The 19,196-nt window shown below is 35.8% G+C and carries 18 protein-coding genes and 2 pseudogenes; 12 read left to right on the forward strand and 8 right to left on the reverse strand.

The window, feature by feature from the left end:
- Positions 1-520: 520 nt before the first annotated feature.
- Positions 521-1,843 (forward strand): nucleotide sugar dehydrogenase, encoded by a 1,323-nt coding sequence (locus NSU11_RS02275; RefSeq protein ID WP_311165037.1) that lies wholly within the window; start codon positions 521-523, stop codon positions 1,841-1,843.
- A gap of 876 nt (positions 1,844-2,719) precedes the next feature.
- On the opposite strand, the gene NSU11_RS02280 is transcribed toward NSU11_RS02275, so the two are convergent.
- Positions 2,720-2,932 carry a hypothetical protein gene (locus NSU11_RS02280; RefSeq protein ID WP_073980008.1) on the reverse strand — a complete coding sequence of 71 codons (213 nt, stop codon included), beginning with the start codon at positions 2,930-2,932 and terminating at the stop codon, positions 2,720-2,722.
- Between the two features lie 238 nt (positions 2,933-3,170).
- Entirely contained in the window at positions 3,171-4,136 is a 966-nt protein-coding gene (locus NSU11_RS02285) for an alpha/beta hydrolase (RefSeq protein WP_311165038.1), read from the reverse strand.
- Between the two features lie 114 nt (positions 4,137-4,250).
- Here NSU11_RS02285 and NSU11_RS02290 point away from each other — a divergent pair.
- The 3 genes and pseudogenes from NSU11_RS02290 to NSU11_RS02300 all read left to right on the forward strand — a co-directional run.
- Positions 4,251-4,337: pseudogene (locus tag NSU11_RS02290) on the forward strand (IS982 family transposase); the annotation flags it as partial.
- Positions 4,338-5,020: 683 nt separating this feature from the next.
- The gene (locus tag NSU11_RS02295; RefSeq protein ID WP_311165039.1) at positions 5,021-6,154 is read left to right on the forward strand and encodes a nucleotidyltransferase family protein; all 1,134 of its coding nucleotides are present in this window, start codon (positions 5,021-5,023) and stop codon (positions 6,152-6,154) included.
- A 68-nt stretch (positions 6,155-6,222) separates the two neighbouring features.
- Positions 6,223-7,047 (forward strand): HAD-IIB family hydrolase, encoded by an 825-nt coding sequence (locus tag NSU11_RS02300; RefSeq protein ID WP_311165040.1) that lies wholly within the window; start codon positions 6,223-6,225, stop codon positions 7,045-7,047.
- 146 nt (positions 7,048-7,193) lie between these two features.
- On the opposite strand, the gene NSU11_RS02305 is transcribed toward NSU11_RS02300, so the two are convergent.
- The 6 genes from NSU11_RS02305 to NSU11_RS02330 form a co-directional block, all read right to left on the reverse strand.
- Complete coding sequence (locus tag NSU11_RS02305; protein ID WP_311165041.1) at positions 7,194-8,381, reverse strand: acyl-CoA dehydrogenase family protein; 1,188 nt, start codon at positions 8,379-8,381, stop codon at positions 7,194-7,196.
- Complete coding sequence (locus NSU11_RS02310; RefSeq protein WP_311165042.1) at positions 8,378-8,626, reverse strand: phosphopantetheine-binding protein; 249 nt, start codon at positions 8,624-8,626, stop codon at positions 8,378-8,380. Before NSU11_RS02310 ends, NSU11_RS02305 begins: the two co-directional genes overlap by 4 nt.
- Complete coding sequence (locus tag NSU11_RS02315) at positions 8,619-9,854, reverse strand: decarboxylase (protein ID WP_311165043.1); 1,236 nt, start codon at positions 9,852-9,854, stop codon at positions 8,619-8,621. Before NSU11_RS02315 ends, NSU11_RS02310 begins: the two co-directional genes overlap by 8 nt.
- A complete protein-coding gene (locus tag NSU11_RS02320) occupies positions 9,855-11,330 on the reverse strand; it encodes a class I adenylate-forming enzyme family protein (RefSeq protein WP_311165044.1) in 1,476 nt (491 codons plus the stop codon).
- A 305-nt stretch (positions 11,331-11,635) separates the two neighbouring features.
- Entirely contained in the window at positions 11,636-11,947 is a 312-nt protein-coding gene (locus tag NSU11_RS02325; protein WP_311165045.1) for a DUF5316 family protein, read from the reverse strand.
- A gap of 25 nt (positions 11,948-11,972) precedes the next feature.
- Complete coding sequence (locus tag NSU11_RS02330) at positions 11,973-12,350, reverse strand: VOC family protein (RefSeq protein WP_206534089.1); 378 nt, start codon at positions 12,348-12,350, stop codon at positions 11,973-11,975.
- 205 nt (positions 12,351-12,555) lie between these two features.
- On the opposite strand from NSU11_RS02330, the pseudogene NSU11_RS02335 reads away from it, so the two are divergent.
- The 8 genes and pseudogenes from NSU11_RS02335 to NSU11_RS02370 all read left to right on the forward strand — a co-directional run.
- Positions 12,556-12,756, forward strand: a pseudogene (locus NSU11_RS02335) (excalibur calcium-binding domain-containing protein); the annotation flags it as partial.
- A 127-nt stretch (positions 12,757-12,883) separates the two neighbouring features.
- On the forward strand, positions 12,884-13,639 hold the full coding sequence (locus NSU11_RS02340) for a Cof-type HAD-IIB family hydrolase (protein ID WP_311165046.1): 756 nt from the start codon (positions 12,884-12,886) through the stop codon (positions 13,637-13,639).
- 181 nt (positions 13,640-13,820) lie between these two features.
- The gene (locus NSU11_RS02345) at positions 13,821-14,579 is read left to right on the forward strand and encodes a 5-oxoprolinase subunit PxpA (protein WP_311165047.1); all 759 of its coding nucleotides are present in this window, start codon (positions 13,821-13,823) and stop codon (positions 14,577-14,579) included.
- Between the two features lie 26 nt (positions 14,580-14,605).
- Positions 14,606-15,823 (forward strand): divalent metal cation transporter, encoded by a 1,218-nt coding sequence (locus NSU11_RS02350; protein ID WP_311165048.1) that lies wholly within the window; start codon positions 14,606-14,608, stop codon positions 15,821-15,823.
- A gap of 5 nt (positions 15,824-15,828) precedes the next feature.
- Positions 15,829-16,620 (forward strand): putative hydro-lyase, encoded by a 792-nt coding sequence (locus NSU11_RS02355; protein WP_144486136.1) that lies wholly within the window; start codon positions 15,829-15,831, stop codon positions 16,618-16,620.
- An 18-nt stretch (positions 16,621-16,638) separates the two neighbouring features.
- The gene (pxpB, locus tag NSU11_RS02360) at positions 16,639-17,385 is read left to right on the forward strand and encodes a 5-oxoprolinase subunit PxpB (RefSeq protein ID WP_095407764.1); all 747 of its coding nucleotides are present in this window, start codon (positions 16,639-16,641) and stop codon (positions 17,383-17,385) included.
- Positions 17,382-18,428, forward strand: a complete 1,047-nt coding sequence (locus tag NSU11_RS02365; protein WP_205183293.1) for a biotin-dependent carboxyltransferase family protein — start codon at positions 17,382-17,384, stop codon at positions 18,426-18,428. The genes pxpB and NSU11_RS02365 overlap by 4 nt, the downstream gene beginning before the upstream one ends.
- Positions 18,412-19,185, forward strand: coding sequence for an IclR family transcriptional regulator (locus tag NSU11_RS02370; RefSeq protein WP_203129291.1), 774 nt, complete (start codon positions 18,412-18,414; stop codon positions 19,183-19,185). Before NSU11_RS02365 ends, NSU11_RS02370 begins: the two co-directional genes overlap by 17 nt.
- The last annotated feature ends 11 nt before the right edge of the window (positions 19,186-19,196 follow it).

Raw genomic sequence — 19,196 nt, forward strand, 5'->3', positions numbered from 1 at the left:
TCATTAAAGAGCCCACTTAATATTGCCCTTTTTGACTTAAATGAGCCGGTTTTTCTACTCCAAGAAAATTCGGCTTCTATTTTCGTTTTTTAAAGACTCAAGAATATTTAATAAAGGATGAAAAAGAAATGCTTCAAGAGTTTTTAAAACGTTGTGGCTACTAAGACAATTAAGTAATTAATGGTGAAGAGACGGATTAATTACAAAGAGGATATTATTTCAATGATTTAGCAATGAGATTTTCTAAAGAAATTGTATGTTTGTTATGGTGGTATGTTACATACCTAGTGTAAATCAACTCAATATTTTTTTAAACATAGAAAATTACCTTCATATGCATATGAATTAATTGGAATGCTTTCTAAAGAAATTCATACAAGTGATTTAAAATCTAAACTAACTATAGATGAAGCAATCCAATTAACTACTACGATACCGGTTATTATAGCTAATTTGTATAGAACTTAGATTTTGTAGTGCCAATCCAATCACTATAAACAGGAGATATTTAGAATTAAATATGAATAATTATTATAACCAATTAAGAGAAAAAATAAAAAATCGCAATGCTAGAGTAGGGGTTATTGGGTTAGGTTATGTTGGACTACCATTAGCTGTGGAGTTATCAAAATCTGATTACATTGTATATGGGATTGACCTAGATAATAAAAAGATTGATCAACTTTTAAATGGTGATTCTTATATAATGGACATTAGTAATGAAGAAATTAAATATATTACCAAATATTTCAAATTTACTCCTACTAGTAATTTTGAAATCATTAAAGATTTAGACGCAGTGAGCATTTGTGTACCTACTCCTTTAACTAAGTCTCAAGATCCTGATATAAGTTATATTATTGCTGTTATGAATGAACTTAAGAAGTATATGCATAAAGGTTTACTAATTACATTAGAAAGCACTACATATCCTGGAACTACTGAAGAACTAATTGAACAAGAATTAAATAATCAAGGCTATATAGTGGGAGAAGATTATTTCCTATGCTTTTCTCCTGAACGTATAGACCCGGGAAATACATGCTATAATACAAGGAATACACCTAAAGTATTAGGTGGAACTACTAGAAAATGTACAAAATTAGGAGTGGAGTTATACAGTAGTTTTATTGATACTATAGTTCCTGTTTCTTCCCCAAAAGTTGCGGAAATGAGTAAACTTCTTGAAAATACATTTCGAAGTATTAATATAGCTTTCATTAATGAGATGGCTATGTTATCTGACAAATTAGGGATTGATATTTGGGAAACAATTGATGCAGCGAATACAAAGCCATTTGGATTTATGAAATTCACTCCTGGTCCAGGAATTGGTGGACATTGTATTCCCCTAGATCCCATGTTTTTGGCTTGGAAGGCAAAAAGCTCTAATTTCTTTAGTAGATTCATTGAAGCTGCACAAGAAATTAATAAACATATGCCAGAATATGTTTATAACAAAGTGAGTTATGCTTTAAACACCCATCAAAAACCTATAATGGGTTCAAGAGTATTGTTATTAGGGATGGCGTATAAACCGGATATTGATGATTTACGTGAATCGCCAGGTTTAGAAATTTATGAGTTATTAAGAAATGGTGGGGCTAATGTTGAATATAATGATCCACATGCGCACTCATTTACAGATAAATACGGAGAAAAAATTGTTTCAGTTAAATTAGAATATTCAAGGTTAGCAGAATATGATTGTATAATTTTAATTACTAATCATAAGGCATATGATAATAATATTTTGTTTAATTATAGTAAGTTAATAGTAGATACCAGAAACGCTTTTAAAGAGTTTGATGATCCAAAAATAGTTAAAATAGGTGTTAATTAAAAAGCATTCCCTTAAGAAAAGAGGTATTTGGCTATAAAAATACCTCTTTTTTAAATATCTTTATTATGGTTATTTTTTCATTAAATGCTTCATCACGAAGTACTTTAGAAATTTTACCACATTCATTTGATGTGGACGATCAAAAGTCCTGCTGTCAAACCAGCATGTTCCCTTCTGCATGTATGTTTATAATAAGGACATTGAATTTGGAATCTCGATGTCACACCTTCAATGTTTTCGGGTAATACATAAAAACTACCAAAAAACGGGGCTTAGCTTGATAGCAATAAACTATTCCTTTTTTGTCTGCCGATTCAAATATTTGTTTAATAATTTTTTCGTACATTAACTTGAATCATTTTTGCGAAAAGAGAGCTATCTGCTTTTTTCGGTGATGTAGAAATGAATTTAGGAATGGGTTTTATGAAAATTCATGAGAGACCGGTACATATGGATGATAGTCTGTTGCCAAAATTACAATAATAATTTCAATATTCTTATATTGTTCTTGCTCAGACTGATAGCGAGAAAGAAGGTAACGATTCTCATGTTGCTCAATCAATACGAGTTTTCAGTTAATGCCTGCAAATGAACATGCTGTTCTTCATTGGTTACTGTTCGTTCGTACAATAAATCGTAAATATCATTAATCGTATCAAAGCTAATTCTGTAGAGAAAGTTCTCAATATATGTAGTACCAATTTGCTGTTCATCTTTGTCTAAACGAAATGGAAAACCATACTCTTAAGGATAAGAGAGAAAATGTGAACCCAATACATGCCCATGGATATTTTTTAGGAATAAGTGTCCTTGCTGATACTTAACGTACCATTTTTTGAACTTGGTACCTCCATGGAAGGAAAGAATAGATCTATTCTAAAAATGAACTTTCGCTTTTTTAGAAAACGATTTTGGTAAAGAAGCAAATAATTCATCCACAAATGCTTCTTTAATTGGTATTGTTATATCTAGTGTATGTAAATTCATATATGATTGCAGGTCGTTTTGTATTGCTTCACGCACAACAATGTGACCTAGAGCCAATGTCCCTGCTCTTGATAAACAATCTATATATTGTTTATCATTCATATCTGTTATATAAATACCTTCTGCACTTTAAGTAATCTTCTGGGATAAGATCTTACATTTGATTCTACTTTTTTGCATGACTATGAAAAAATATTGATTTATTTTTCAAAGACTTTTTCATAGTTATAATTGTTATTATATAATCTACTAATTAAAGTGAAAAATAGTTAATAAATAAAAAAAGAAACCTATAATTTAAGTTCGACACTTATAAAGTTATGGTGTAGAAATTATGAATTCAATCTATATTTAAGTGTACTGAAGATCCGTGAAGGATTCTCTTAAATCTTGATAATATATCGTATAAAGCTTTCTTTGCTAACTCACTTCTTTCTGTCATATGAATAAAGCTGTGAACTAATTGTGTATAGCGAACTTTTTCTACTGGGACCCCTGCTTGTTCGAGTAATGTAGCATAAGCTTCACCCTCGTCTCTTAAAGGATCAAACTCAGCTGTAACTATTAGGGCTTTTGGTAAACTACTAAAATCCTTATTTAACAATGGAGACGCATAAGGTTCAAGACCTTGATTTGGACTCTTTAGATACCAATCCCAGAATCTAATCATTGCTTCTTCGCTTAAATTATATTTATAATTTTTATATGAATCTGTATCAAACGAATGGTGTGTCACAGGACATATTAACAGTTGACAAAATAAGGGAGGCCATCCTAAATCCTTAGCTTTTATTGTCGCCGCCGCCGCCAAATTACCCCCAGCACTTTCGCCACCAATTGCAATTCGCTCTATATTTCCATTTAAAAACGCTATATTTGATTTTACCCAATTTATTGTTGCCATTGTATCATCTAGAGGTACTGGATATTTATGTTCTGGGGATAGCCTATAATTTACTGAGACAACCACGCATTCACATAGCTTACTAATATACGAGCAAACGTCGTCATCACCATCTATACTTCCCATTATCCATCCTCCTCCATGTAAGTAGATAAGGACAGGAAAAGGGCCTGTTCCGTTAGGAGAGTAAATTCTGGTTAGTATTTCAAAATTAGAACTTGGAATCAGGATATCTTCCTTTTTTACATCTGTAATTTTAACTTTTGAAAACAAAGTTCTTCCTTGTTTTGAATAATACCGAGCATCCTCTGGAGACGTTTGGCTTAAGGGTGGATGATTTAAGTCATGCATTAATTTGTTGATTTCATTTAACAGTTGTTGAACTTGAGAATCTATTGGCATTATTATTATACTCCTTAAATCTATTTTTTCTAATCCTTACTTATGGATATATACTGAAAAAGTAAACAAGTTGCTTATATTAAACTCAAAATGACCAAGAAATGAGTGGATGATATGCAATCTTCTAAATACACAACTAATTATACAGATAACCATGCCGTTTTCAATCAAATTTTTGAAATTGCTGTTAAAATATACAAAAGTGTGTATTGTGCTTCCTTAACAAGTTTAAATATTCCTACAATATGAATGAAGTTTGGAACTAGTTATTAAAACAATGGAATTAAAATGAGACATTCACTTCTCTAATTGTAATACATACAATCTGGGGATTTAATTCAGCGGAGAAAATGAGAGTAGAAAGTAAGTCACCTGTTTTTGATATAAAGGGAGATGTTCTACCCTTGACTTTGTCTTTCATCTTCTAAATAATGTTTACTAAGGGTCTTCATCTGTTCCTTTTTTAAATTATAGTTACTATCATAAGTTCAGTATGGTAGTTTATCAGGGAGTTATGAGCATTTGACAAGTTTCACTACCACCTGAAAGGTGCAGTATAACAGTCTTCTAATGGAATAAGATATTTATATTCAGGAGTGAATCTATATGCAACCGATAATACTATCCCATTGGCTTATCGTGGTATATATTTAATCACTGCAGTCTAAATCGCTAAAGGCCCAACCATCTAAGTGAAAACAGTGGAAATTTCTATGGTTTAGATATCCCAACGAGGATATTTATAGCTGCCGTTATCTAAACAGCATCAATATATAGATTGCTCAAATGTTAGGTTTTAATTTTATTTCTTGTTATGATTAAATAATAAAAATGTAATATTAACAAAAAGAGATTTAGTATGTAAAAATAAAGGAGATATATATATGAATAATAAGGATTTAAGAAATGAATATAAACTGATTATATTATTAACAAAAAAAGATCTAAACTTATACGAAAAAGAACATTTAGTGGATTTACTTCATAAAAACCTAGAGTGGGATAAAATTATTGGTATGTTGGAAGTGCATCGTGTCGCTGGAATAGCTTGGTTAAATTTAAAACAATACTTTTTTAACGATGATAGTAACCGATGTGCTTTCCCGAGATTATACAAATATCTTAAGAATGCTTATTCCATACAAAAATGTAGGGCCGACGAACAGTTTAAATATACTTCTGTGATCTGTCAATCGCTTACGGAGAATAAGATAGAATATGTTCTATTAAAAGGTATCAGTTTATCTGAATATGTTTATGAAGATTTAGGGCTTCGTGACTTTAATGATAACGATATTTTGGTTCATCCCGATGATACTGAACGAGCTAAAAGCTTAATATTATCACTTGGATATGAACAAGGAGAATCTAAACATCACTCTAAAATAATAAAGCCTAATCGTAAAGAAATATTGGTAAGAAAACTTAGTTCACACGAGATAGTTCCACTTGTAAAAAATGTTGTGGATAGCGAGCAATTCCTGACTCAACACATAATTGATCTTCATTTTTCTGTAAATTTAATGACTAAAAATCACAACATTAATATTATTGATGAGTTATTTAGGAGAAAAATTGAATTTGAAATTAATAATCAGAAGATATTTATGCTGAATAAGGAAAGTTTACTAATTTTTCTAGCAGAACATTTTTATAAAGAAGCCATTTGTTACAGAGATGTTAAGATGCATAAAGATTTGCTCTTATATAAGTTAGCTGATATCTACTATTTACTTGCTAAAAAAGAAATAGACTGGAACTGGGTACTTGAATTTTCAAAGAAATACAATTTTGAAAACCAAATATTTTTTGCGCTTAAATATATTCAAAAAATTTTTGATACCACCTCTTTTGATAGGATTTTAAACAACTTAATTGTAAAAGAAGATACAATTTTAAATAATGTTTATCACTATGACAGTGATAGTCTTGCTTTCGTTTATGATAATGAAAATTTAATAGAAAGAATGTTCGATATCTATAAGGTGAATAAAGAACTAATTAACCCTAAAAGTTGATAGAGAGGAAAGTTTTAAGTTGCCTATTATTTGTTACCCCTTAAAATCTTTTAAAAGAGAGAGTGCCTATGAATGAGAATTATAAGTATGAAACAGCTGTTTTTGATATAGATGGTACACTACTTGACAAAGATGAAAATTTATTTGAAGGAGTTTTGGAAGGGCTAACTTTACTTAAATTAAACGGTGTAAGTTTATTTATAGCTACAGGGAGAAATGCTCAATCGATTAAAAATTTAAGGATTTCTCAAAATTTCTTCAACTTATTTAATAGTAATCTCGTCCTTAATGATGGGAATGTAATTTATAATTATTTTAAAGATGAAATACAGATTTTAAATCCCATACCTAGTGTTACAGTTAAATCTATAGTGCACAGTTATTGTGCTAATGCATCATTTGTAATTGAATCTAATGGCTTACTTTATTCAAATTCTAAAAGAGCTCTAATGAAATACAAATTAATTTATAGAATTCCGAGAAATGTTATAAAGATCTTAGATATTAAAGAACTAAGCGAACTTAATAAAGTTACAGAAATATATTTATTCTATGAAGCTAATAAAATTAGCATAGAAGAAATTTTATTTCAAAACGATGATTTAAGGGGTTATAACATCCGATATCTTAACGGAATCAAATTATATCCAGCTAATTCTTGCAAAGCTGAGGGCTTAAAAAAAATAATTCAACCTATTGGAATTAATCTAAATAGTGTAATTGCCTTTGGAGATGCAGAAAATGATATAACTTTGGTAGAAAAATGTGGTTTAGGAGTTGCTGTTCCTAATTGTAGGGAGGCATTAAATACAGCAGCTAATATAAAAATCAAAACAAGTTTAGGGATTTATTTAAGGAATTGGAATAATTCACTTGAACATATGCGAAAATAAAAAGGAATTGCTTTTTTAAAAATATTAAGGTGTAAAATAGCAGAGCTGCAAAGCATTTTTTAATTAAGCTTTGCAGCCTTTCATGTTTTAGGTTATATTTAATTTTCTTTTATAAAAGTGAATAAAGCACTTAATTTAGTAATTGTCTAGCTTAATCTATGGGGCAGTAGGTTCGAATCAAATAACGACATCTTTCCATTTGCAATCTTTAAACGATCATTATGATACATTAAAGAGGCTGCCCTTAAATCCCTGAAAGTACGTTCTAATGTAGTCTCTGAATTTTTTAGATAGCCATGATATAAACCTGCTACTTCAATTAAATTATCCACCGCTTTAAAAAGGTTTTCTGACCCTATAATTTTTAAATTATTTAAGTGAATATTAAAAGTCCTTGAACATAATATATCTAGTTGTTTATTATTGTGATTTTTTTCATAAACATCTACTACATGATTTAGATATATATCAACTGTATCTAACAATAAACGGATTTCTGATAACCGATAAATCATAATATCAGAATTATATTTCTTCATCGATTTATTTTTTCTAAATGCCTTTATTAACTGTTTAAAACTATTTTTTGCAGCACCTAACCAGCTTGATACCCACATAATATGAGCCATTGGAATTAATGTGTATTGAGCAACTTCTTCGAATTTAACTGTTGTTACTATATTTTTATCTTTTAATAAACCACCAATATGTATTGCGGTACTTTGGGTTCCTTTCATCCCCATTGCATTCCAATTACTAACTTGGCTGATTTTTAATGCCGTACGAAGTGCATAAATTAAAGAAACCTCAGAATCTAAACCATCTTCATATGCTTTTGAAGTAATTAAATAAGCATCTGCATAGGCACCACCAGTAACCGTAGGTGCGTCTCTATTCATATAAAATTCATCTTTTGAAATCCAATTTAAAGGAGAATGAGACGTTAATAAATGTCCACCCTTTCCATATTCAGAGGTTACTGAGGCTATGTATAACTGTTCTTTAACTATTTCATTAAGTATCGCTTTTTTCGATTCATTATCTGTATATTTAACTAATGTCATTACCTGTTGGCAGTGCATTCCCCATATCATTGAAGTTGATAAACAACCGCTACCTAGAATTTGAGCTACCTCAGATATTTCTTTTATACTAAACTCATCCCCATTATATTCTTTAGGGATTAATAAGCTCATGAATTTATTTTCTTTTAGAAAGTCCAATCCTTTGACAGGGAATTTATTATACAAATCTATTTCTTCAGATTCACCAACCAATAAATCTCTTATCTTCCATGCTTTATCTATCAAATATTCTTTTTCGTTAATTTTCACCTTTTTGATCCCGCCTTTCCTTTTAACTTTCTTACTATACTCCATAAGTTATGACTACTTGAAAATGTGTCTTCAGTTAATAATTCATCAGGAAAGGTTATTTCATAAGCTGCTTCAATTTCTAATAATAATTCAATAGAGGATAAGGAGTCTAATCCTAATTCTTTTAAATCTTTATTTTTATTATTATTATTTAATTCTTCTTGAAGGTGTGTATTCATAATTTCTATAAAAATTTTATCCATTATTCTCTACTCCTCTAACAATACTTAAAGTGTGGGAACTTATCACACTTTTATTATTTATTACTATTTCTCTTGGAATTTCTCTACTTAGGAAAGCAAGTAAGCTTGCAGTTAATCCATATGCCCCTACATTAGGTACAAATACAACATCGCCTGGTTGTAATTTACTTATGCAAACATTCTTTGCTAAATAATCTAAAGGTGTACATAAAGGGCCAACAATAGTAACATTTTCCATCTTTGTGTAATCTTCTGCCGATAAACCTGATTTAAGTATATTAAGTTCTATGGTAGGTATTCTTCGTAATCCAGACATTCCTCCAAGATGATTAATACCAAAGTCTAAAATACAATATTTTTTCCCCTTGCTTTCCTTCACAGACTGTACAGTACCTATTAAACAACCGCTTGTCGCTGTTAAGTATCTACCTGATTCAAACGCAATAATTGGTCTACTATTAACCTTAAAGTGCTTATTTAATAAAGCCTCTAAACTATCTTTCAATTCTTTATAATCTGGTAGGTCTAAATTTTTTCCAAAAGGTGCTGCAAATCCCCCTCCAAAATCTATGAACTCAATATCAATGGATAATTTATTTTTCAAGTTCAATATAGTTTCTAGTGTATTAGTATAGTTGTCTATAAGTATGTCTATATTATTAAAATTAGATCCATTATAGATATGAAAACCATTTATCTTTAAATTTCTATTATCTTTAAAAGATTTTAATATATCACTATTAAGATATTCTTCATCAAAACCGAATTGAGAGGGAAGACCAGTCATTTTAATACTAGCGTTACCAACATTAAATGAAGGATTTATTCTTAAAGTAATATTTATTAATTTATTATTATTCTTCGTTAAATCATTAATTATTTCCAATTCATTAAAAGATTCAACAGAAAAATGACTAACATTTTTTGAAAGTGCATATTCTATCTCTTTTTTAGTTTTTCCTGGGCCAGTATATAAGCAATGCTCTGGCGGGGCACCAATAGCCAATACAGTGTCTAGTTCACCAATAGAAGAGACTTCAGCAAAACATCCAAGATTGATTAAATGTTTAGTGATCTCAGGATTAGGATTTGCCTTTAAAGAGTAATAAATTATACTTCCATTTGGAAGTGAATTTATTAATTTTTGATATGATTGAGTTAATTCCGCTAAATTATAAACGTACAATGGACTACCATATTTTTCAACTAAACAATTGTAATCAACCATCTAAATCTGACTCCTAATTTCTTTTAGTTTTGACTTATCAATTTTTTTATTCATAGATACAGGCATTTTTTTTAAAATTAATATTTCATCTGGCATCTTATAAGGCTCTATTCTTTCTATGAGTTTTTCCTTAACATAACTTAAAGATTTTTCTGTCTTTAAAAAAAGAACGGATTTATTAACCAGATCATCAGGTGGGATTAATATAGCTATTTCTGCTAAATTTAAATTATAAACTGCATCTTCAATTTCCTTTGAACTAATTCTAAAACCCTTTTGTTTATAATAATCACCTTTTCTTCCTATAAAATATAGATAACCATCACCATCTATTTTAAATGAATCTCCTGTATAAAGCTTATTAATTTCTCCATGGATGTTTTTTTTAAATTTCTCATTAGTAAGGGTGTTGTTGTTCCAATATCCTGCCATGACATTAGGACCTTCTACCACTAACTCACCAATTTCTCCTGCCTTTAATTTATTTCCCTGTTCATTAACGACATAGCACTTGACACCTCGTAAGGGTTTTCCAACCGAACCTGGTTTATTAGCAATTTCATCTGGCTTTAGTATTGAAACCCTTTTACATTCAGTTAGGCCATACATAGGATAAATTTCACAATTAGGGATCAACTCTTCAAGTTTTGAAATATATGATAAAGGCAGACTCTCACCAGTATTAGTAATAATTCTTAGAGGAATATAATTACAATATCTAGGCAATAGCTTAATTAGTCCCTCTGTTAAATGTGGCATAGAAGGTAAAACAGTAACTTTCCATTCTTTTAGGAACTTTACAAATTGGACTCCAGCAAGACAAACTTCCCCCAATGCTAAAGTTGCTTTATTATAAAAACTTAAAAATATTTGGTATAGGCCATAATCAAAGGAGAAGGGTAAAAAATTCCCAATTACATCACGATCATTAATTTCTAAAACTTCAGATATTTCTTTGGTGCAAAATTTGACATTAGAATGTGTGGAAACAACAGCTTTAGGCCTCCCAGTACTTCCAGAAGTATAAATCAATAATGCCAAGTCTATTTTCTCAATTTCATCAGACAACAATTTGTGTTTATCATAATTTTTGATTTCTTTTTTGATAGAGTTCATAAATATTATTGAACTATTAGATATTTTGAAGGGATTATTCTCTTCACATATTATTAATTTGGGTCTACAATCACTAATGATATAGTCGAGATTATATTTTGTGGTTTCAGGATTTATAATCACAGATATCCCACCAACACGAGAGATACCTATTAATAAGCAGATTAAATCAATACTATTTGGTAGTTTTAATAGTATTCTATCTCCTTTTTTTAAACCTTTACCCAACAAAAAATTCCCAAATTGGTAACTTATTTCTTGTACCTGCTGGTATGTAATAATTTCATCTCTAGTTATTATTGCAGTTTTTGTTTTGCATTTACTTGCTGCATTATCAAGTATATGATGAATATAGTCCATGCTTCCTCCTATTCCTATACTTATTTATAATTTTCTATTATACCAACCATGAAATGTCCTAACAAATTACTTTTTTATAATATTTATAAATCTTTCTCCAATTCCTAATTTCAGAGAAAAAACTTAAAGACCATGTAGATAAGTAAGGGTTCATAACTATCAAAATATATAATCTCCAGAATGACAATCATGACAGTACAATCAACGTAGAAATTCCAATGTTTTAATACAGAGTCTCAGTATGCAAATGATAGGAAAAACAAGTGCGTTCAATAAAGAGAAGACCGCCAAATTTCTAGCTCTTCTTAATTAAAATCTATTATTTGCATAAAAATATAAAAGATCGCCGCAGCCATGTGCGGAAGTGCAAAAGTCATCACAAGAAAAGCCGTATCAAGACGCCACATGCGGTGCTCTTTTGTTTCAGAATGATAGGCTGCTCGTGTCTCTTCTCCACTTGTCCAAACACCCATTAGCACCCCAGACATCACGAATCCAATAATAGAGATCCCGCCGCTGACAAACCCAATCCATTCAAGGTGCTGTAACATCATAGCGGCGCTGCACATCACAATCATTGAGCAAACACCAGCGAAAAAGGCATGTTTTTTTCTCATTCTGGTTTACTCCCTTCAAAGACAATTAGGAGACCGCATCACATATTTCAATGAAATGACCATCAGGATCAGACACATAAGCGACGGTTTGACCCCATGGTTTTTTGGCAGGTTCTTTGATGATCGGAACCCCTTTTTCTTTTATTGATGCAATCGTTTGATCCACATCATGCACAACAAAGCCAATCTCAAACGTTTGAGACGCTTGATTTGTTTCCGGGACAGGCAATCCGAGTGCTTCTTTGACATCCTGACGTGAATTAATCGATAACGTCACGTCTCCAGTGTCAAACTCAACATAGGATTCAACCCTGAGTTTTATAGGAAAACCAAGGACATGCTGATAGAAATGAATACTCGCCTCAACATCGTTTACATATAGAATGGTATATTTCATTTTCATGTGAAAAACTCCTCTCTTCATATACGTGTCAAAAACGGAAAGGTTTCCCACTCATTGTACCATATAGAATATAAGGTGTAATTCATTTCAAAATATTTAGCTCAATAATATCGAAAAACAAAAAGTGGCTAAATATGATAAAAGTTTAAAAGTTGGGGGGGTACATGTCTGTCTTGTCTTTAGGTCTTTTACACAAGTCGACACCCACACAGCAGATGCAAAAACGGCCAAGTCTTACAAAAACTGCAAAGCGCTGAACAAGGTATATAAAGGCGGCGTAGCAAAAAGCAAAAACACGAGAAACAAAGGCGGAAAAACAAAGTACAAGCCATATGTATCAAAAGCACTTTATCAAAAAAATATGCGGCTTGACCGCGATAAAGACGGCATTGCGTGTGAACGCTAAGCACCTGTGAAAAGACCTGTCACAAGGTCTTTTTTCTATGGGATTAAACTCGTCCCTTTGTGCCAGCTTCATCTTTATATTAAAATAAAGATAGTTTCAAAAATCGATACAAAGTGGGGTACTCAATTTGTCAACACAAGCTCAAAAGAAAGACATCCGATTGATTGCCATTGATATGGATGGCACGCTGTTAAACAGTGAGCACATCATTCCAGAGGAAAATAAACAAGCCATTAAAGAAGCTGAAGCAAAAGGGGTCCATGTGGTCATTAGCACAGGGCGGACACTGATGACATGCCGAGAGCTGGTTGAGCCGCTCAAGTTATCGTCTTACCTTGTGACAGCAAACGGAAGTGAGATCTGGGATTCAAACTTCCAGCTGATCGAACGAGATCTGCTGCATCCTGATCACGTCCAAATGATGTGGGATTTAAAAAATAGGTACGAAACCGATTACTGGGCTTCGACTGTGGATAAGGTGTGGAGAGGTGAATTCCCAGAACGAATTCATGACCATGAATGGCTGAAATTTGGCTTTGATATTCATGATGATGACGTTCGTGAGGAAGTACTCAATACATTGAAAACAAATAAGTACCTAGAGATCACAAACTCAAGTCCGACTAATATTGAAGTCAATGCAGCCGGCATTAACAAAGCGGCAGCTCTTGCAAAAGTAGCAGAACGCATTGGCTGTACGATGGACAACGTCATGTCCCTTGGCGACAGCCTCAATGATATGGCCATGATTCAAGAAGCTGGACTAGGCATTGCGATGGGAAATGCCCAGGAAGTGGTGAAAGAGGTGGCGGATTGGATTACAGCGCCTAACACAGAACACGGCGTTGCAAAGGCCATCCAACATTGGGTGCTGTCTAAATAGGAAGCATTTCATACAAGAAAAAGTGAGAGGACTTTGCCTCTCGCTTTTTTGTTTTCTCCTAGTTCTATTGTTATATTTTCTGACAATTTCATGTGCAGTCTATCTAAAGTTGATATAATCAATATAAATTCGAATATTCGGACTTTACATTCCGTATTTCGGAACAACAAGGAGGGATTCTATGTATCAAGTGGATATCAACTGTGATCTGGGAGAAAGCTTTGGTCAATATACAATCGGTGCAGACGAACAAATCTTAGAATATGTCACCTCAGCCAATGTTGCTTGCGGTTTTCATGCAGGAGATCCAACCGTTATGAGAAAGACGGTCAGAATGGCACTGGATAAAGGGGTCAAAATTGGTGCACATCCTGGATTGCAAGATTTGGCCGGCTTTGGCAGACGTCCAATGGCTATCTCCGCAGAGGAAGCCTATGATCTTGTCATCTATCAAATTGGTGCTCTATCAGCCTTTCTCAAGGCCGAAGGCGGCACGATGCAGCATGTCAAACCACACGGCGCTCTCTACAACATGGCGGCTAAAAATACTGAATTATCTGAATCAATTGCGAAGGCAGTGTATGATGTGGATCCTAACCTAGTGTTATTTGGTCTGTCAGGCAGTGAACTTGCGTTAGCAGGTGAACGAATAGGTCTTCAAGTGGCACATGAAGTTTTTTCTGATCGGACGTATCAAACAGACGGGACGCTGACATCACGCCGTGAACCACATGCACTCATTGAAGACGATGAACGGGCCGTCCAGCAGGTTGTTCGTATGGTGCGAGAAGGCAAGGTTCGTACAGTTCAAGGAGAAGATATCGAGCTCAAAGCAGATACGGTCTGCATTCACGGAGACGGCAGCCATGCGCTTCAATTTGCGAAAACCATTACAGCGGAGCTAAAAGAAGCCGGTATTCATCTCAAGGCATTTCAATAAAAATTGTCATCAAAGGGGGAAACAGCATGAAAACAGAGAAAGTCAAACACATGAAGGCTCCAAAGGGGAATCGGTCTATGCTCATGGGCGCTGCCTTTTTAATGGCGACGTCCGCGATCGGACCGGGATTTTTAACACAAACGACCGTCTTCACACAGCAGCTTGCAGCTAGCTTTGGGTTTGTCATTTTGATCTCCATTTTATTAGATATTTTTGCACAAACAAATGTATGGCGCATCATTGCCGTGTCAGAAAAACGAGGTCAGGATATTGCCAATATGGTACTCCCGGGTCTCGGGTATGTGCTGGCCTTTTTGATTGTCATAGGAGGACTTGCCTTTAACATCGGAAATATCGCTGGAGCTGGGCTCGGTTTTCAGGTGATCACAGGAATTGATCCGCGAATCGGAGCAGCCATCAGTGCTGTCATTGCCATTTTGATCTTTGTGATTAAAGAAGCTGGGAAAGCAATGGACCGTTTCACACAAATAGCAGGTTTTGTCATGATTGGCCTGATGCTGTACGTGGCGATTTCAACAGCGCCGCCCGTTGGAGAAGCAGCCGTGAGAACATTTGTCCCAGAAACGATTGATATTTTATCTATTGTGACACTTGTGGGCGGAACAGTAGGCGGCTATATCGTCTTTGCTGGCGGGCATCGCTTGCTGGATGCAGGTATTAAGGGGAAGGAAGCACTGCCGCAAGTGACGAAAAGCTCTATTTTCGGTGTCTTAATTACATCTGTCATGCGTGTAGCACTCTTTCTTGCCGCATTAGGAGTTGTCTCAAAAGGCTTGCAGATAGATCCATCCAACCCGCCTGCCTCTGTTTTTCAATTAGCTTCAGGAAATATCGGATATAAAATGTTTGGAATTATTATGTGGGCTGCGGCGATTACATCCGTCATTGGAGCGGCATATACATCTGTTTCTTTCTTCAAAACCTTCTCACCAAAAATTGAGCAAAACCAGCGTGGTATCATCATTGGCTTTATTGCCCTCTCAACCATTTGTTTTATTACGATCGGAAGACCAGTGAACATATTGATATTAGTTGGAGCGATCAATGCATTGATTTTGCCGCTCGCCCTTGGCACATTACTCGTTGCGGCGTATAAGAAAGACATTGTCGGAGATTATCGTCATCCATTCTTTTTGACAGTGACTGGTGCATTTGTTGTGGTCATCATGACGATGATGGGCGGCTATACCATCATTAATGAAATCCCGAAACTATGGAGCTGATTCAGATGAATACTTATCAAACATATGAGCCGTCACAGATGAGAGAATTGATTCGCGAAAAAAAGATCACAGGACCAACGGCTGGCTTTGCAGAAGGGTTTGCTCAAGCCAATTTAATGATTGTCAAAAAGGAACTGGCCTTTGATTTTCTTTTATTTTGTCAGCGGAATCCAGCTGCATGTCCCTTGCTTGATGTACTGGATCCAGGTGATCCAGTGCCAAGACGGTCGGCGCCTCAAGCGGATATTCGTACGGATTTTCCTAAGTACCGTATTTACCGAAAAGGGATTCTTGAAGAAGAGGTCACAGATATCTCTGCTTATTGGGAGGATGATATGGTTGCCTTTCTCATTGGATGCAGTTTTACGTTTGAGCACGCGCTTATGCTGAATGACATTCCTGTCCGCCATATCGAAGACGGTCATAACGTACCCATGTATCAAACGAATATAGCTTGTGAAAAAGCAGGAGTCTTTCATGGCCCGATGGTAGTCAGCATGAGACCTATTCCGGCGCATCAGGTCACAAGAAGTGTTCAAGTGACGTCTCGATTTCCGTCAGTCCATGGCGGCCCGATCCATATCGGGGACCCAGCGGTGATTGGCATTTCCAATGTAGGTCAGCCTGACTTTGGAGAACCGTCTGTGATCAAAGAAGGAGAGGTCCCGGTGTTTTGGGCATGTGGTGTGACGCCGCAAGCCATTGTCATGCATACAAAACCCGACATTGCGATTACTCATGCACCCGGGCATATGTTCATCACAGATCAAAGAGATCAAAAGCTCGGTGTACTGTAGAAAGAGAGGTGTCCTCAAGTGGCTTTTTCAACGATAAAAGATTCTATCACCTACCACCCGCTGGGAGATGCAGCGATCGTCATCCAAGCTGGAGCTGATATACGTGAGGAGATTCATGCACGTGTTGAGCAGCTGTTTGCATGTATTGAACAGCACCCATTTGAAGGATATGTAGAAGCGGTTCAAGCCTTTACAAACGTGACTGTTTTTTACGAGCCTTATACCGTTCATCAATCGGCCCGACTTCAACAACATGACCTGTCTCCGTATGAATGGGTCAAAGGCTATATTGAACAACTTCTTGAAGACAAATGGCAGGAGGGAATTCAAGTAAAGCGCCGCATCGTTGACATTCCAGTCTGTTACGGGGGAGCGCTGGGCCCTGATTTAGAAGAGGTTGCCCGTATCAATGGTTTAACGCCAGAGGAAGTCGTGCGTATTCACACTGCTGGGACGTATCTTGTCTATATGATTGGATTTGCCCCAGGGTTTCCGTTTTTAGGCGGGCTGTCTGAAAAGATCGCAGCACCACGCAGAGAAACACCAAGGATGTCCATTCCAAAAGGCTCTGTTGGTATTGCAGGAAAGCAGACAGGCGTTTATCCAATTTCCACACCCGGGGGATGGCAGCTCATTGGACAAACCCCGCTGCCGCTTTTTCGCCCAGACGAGGAAATTCCGAGTCTATTGAAAGCAGGGGACGAGGTCAGATTTGTCCAAATGTCTGAAAAGGAATTTTTCAGCATGAAGGAGGCAGAACGTTGAGTATTCATGTCATCAAGCCAGGGATGTACACAACCATTCAAGATAAAGGGCGGCAAGGCTATCAAAAGTATGGCATCTTAACGAGCGGCGGCATGGACCCGCTCTCACTTAGAATCGCCAACATTCTCACCGGCAACCAAGAAAACGAAGCCGTGCTGGAAGTGACGTTGATGGGGCCGGGGCCTGTGCTCACATGTGAGAAGGATCAGCTCATTGCCGTCACTGGTGCTGATGTAGAGATTGATATTGATGGAGAGCGAGCACCATTATGGAAGCCGCTCTTTGTTCGATCAGGAAGCACGATCACTTTTGGTCTTTGTAAGAGAGGCTGCCGCGTTTATCTTGCTGTGGCAGGTGGATTTGATGTGGAGCCAGTCATGCAGAGCAAAAGCACCTATGTCAGAGCAGGGATCGGTGGACTGAAAGGACGACCGCTTGAAAAAGGCGACATTCTGCCTGTTGGAGAGCCGTCTATCGTAGCGGATCTTTTGTTTGATAGGCTAAAAAATAAAGTGAAACAGGCGGGATACGGCGCACCCGATTGGACAGTGAGTCATGATCATTTTTTACCGCTGCGGAAATCACCAGTGATTCGTGTGCTGGCAGGCAGGCATCTTTCTCATTTTCAAGAAACATCTCAAATCGCGTTTTTTGAGCAGCCTTATCAGGTCACACCCCAATCAGATCGCATGGGCTGCCGGCTGAAGGGAGAGCCGGTTCATTTAAAAGAAAAACTGGAATTGATCTCAGAAGCGGTCGCCTTTGGATCCATTCAAATTCCTCCTGATGGCCAGCCGATTATTCTGCTGGCAGATCGGCAGACGACAGGCGGATACCCGCGTATTGGAGAAGTAGCGACTGTTGATTTGCCGCTTATTGCACAAGCAATGCCTGGGGCAAATCTGTATTTTGAACAAATAGATCATCGGGATGCAGAGCAGGCGTTATTTAAGCAAGAAGCAGAACTGAGGGAGCTGGCCGCAAGAATCAAGCTAGAAGCATTCTCGTTTAGAAAAGGTGAAGAAGATGCAAAACACAAATAAAACGGTCGTGAAATCAATGGAGATTTTGCGGCTGTTTATCGCTCACGATCAATTAACATTAAATGAAATGATTGAGCTTTCAGGTATGCCGAAAACATCTGTCCATCGTATGGCAAGCTCTTTAGCCGATATGGGGCTGTTAGAAAAGCAAGAAACAGGTGTTTATCGATTAGGCTTAATGTTCCTTGAATACGGTCAGCTTGTGGCGGACCGCCTTGATATTCGGAAGATTGCAAGACCATTTATGGAAAGCTTACGGGATGAAGTAGGAGAAGCTGTACAGCTCATTGTTCGTGAGGGCGACGAAGCCATTTATGTGGAAAAGATTGAAGGTACGCAGCCTGTTCGTCTCTACACCGCCGTTGGCAGACGGTCTCCCCTATATGCAGGTGCTTGTGCGAGAAGTATTCTCTCTTTTTTGCCAAAGAGCGAGAGACTTGCCTATATTGACTCAATTGAGCTGGGGAAGATCGGAATTGGGACCATCACAGATAAAGAGGTTCTAAGAAACATGCTGGAAGAATCAAATGCGCGGGGATATACGCTAAGCTATTCTGAGCTTGAAAACTATACAGCTGCGATTGGAGCCCCTATTTTCAATCATCTTGGGGAAGTGACAGCAGGTATTAGCATTGCAGGATTTGAAGCAGGCTATCAAAAAGAACGCCTGCCTTACTTAATTCAACACGTGAAAAAAGCCGCCAGTGATATTTCGAGAGAATTAGGCTTTTCATCTGAACAAATAAAAAGCCAATGACCGTAAAGATC

Origin of the sequence: Bacillus sp. FSL R5-0712 (genome assembly GCF_038593285.1) — a bacterium.
In the GTDB taxonomy this organism is placed as follows: domain Bacteria; phylum Bacillota; class Bacilli; order Bacillales; family Bacillaceae; genus Bacillus; species Bacillus safensis.

Excerpts from the sequence above, each read along its gene's own strand:
- NSU11_RS02315 (WP_311165043.1), bottom strand. The coding sequence starts at position 9,854 with ATGGTTGATTACAATTGTTTAGTTGAAAAATATGGTAGTCCATTGTAC.
- NSU11_RS02310 (WP_311165042.1), bottom strand. The coding sequence starts at position 8,626 with ATGGATAAAATTTTTATAGAAATTATGAATACACACCTTCAAGAAGAA.
- NSU11_RS02285 (WP_311165038.1), bottom strand. The coding sequence starts at position 4,136 with ATGCCAATAGATTCTCAAGTTCAACAACTGTTAAATGAAATCAACAAA.
- NSU11_RS02300 (WP_311165040.1), top strand. The coding sequence starts at position 6,223 with ATGAATGAGAATTATAAGTATGAAACAGCTGTTTTTGATATAGATGGT.
- NSU11_RS02370 (WP_203129291.1), top strand. The coding sequence starts at position 18,412 with ATGCAAAACACAAATAAAACGGTCGTGAAATCAATGGAGATTTTGCGG.
- NSU11_RS02280 (WP_073980008.1), bottom strand. The coding sequence starts at position 2,932 with ATGAATGATAAACAATATATAGATTGTTTATCAAGAGCAGGGACATTG.
- NSU11_RS02320 (WP_311165044.1), bottom strand. The coding sequence starts at position 11,330 with ATGGACTATATTCATCATATACTTGATAATGCAGCAAGTAAATGCAAA.
- NSU11_RS02350 (WP_311165048.1), top strand. The coding sequence starts at position 14,606 with ATGAAAACAGAGAAAGTCAAACACATGAAGGCTCCAAAGGGGAATCGG.
- NSU11_RS02295 (WP_311165039.1), top strand. The coding sequence starts at position 5,021 with ATGAATAATAAGGATTTAAGAAATGAATATAAACTGATTATATTATTA.
- NSU11_RS02355 (WP_144486136.1), top strand. The coding sequence starts at position 15,829 with ATGAATACTTATCAAACATATGAGCCGTCACAGATGAGAGAATTGATT.
- NSU11_RS02325 (WP_311165045.1), bottom strand. The coding sequence starts at position 11,947 with ATGAGAAAAAAACATGCCTTTTTCGCTGGTGTTTGCTCAATGATTGTG.
- NSU11_RS02330 (WP_206534089.1), bottom strand. The coding sequence starts at position 12,350 with ATGAAAATGAAATATACCATTCTATATGTAAACGATGTTGAGGCGAGT.
- NSU11_RS02345 (WP_311165047.1), top strand. The coding sequence starts at position 13,821 with ATGTATCAAGTGGATATCAACTGTGATCTGGGAGAAAGCTTTGGTCAA.
- NSU11_RS02275 (WP_311165037.1), top strand. The coding sequence starts at position 521 with ATGAATAATTATTATAACCAATTAAGAGAAAAAATAAAAAATCGCAAT.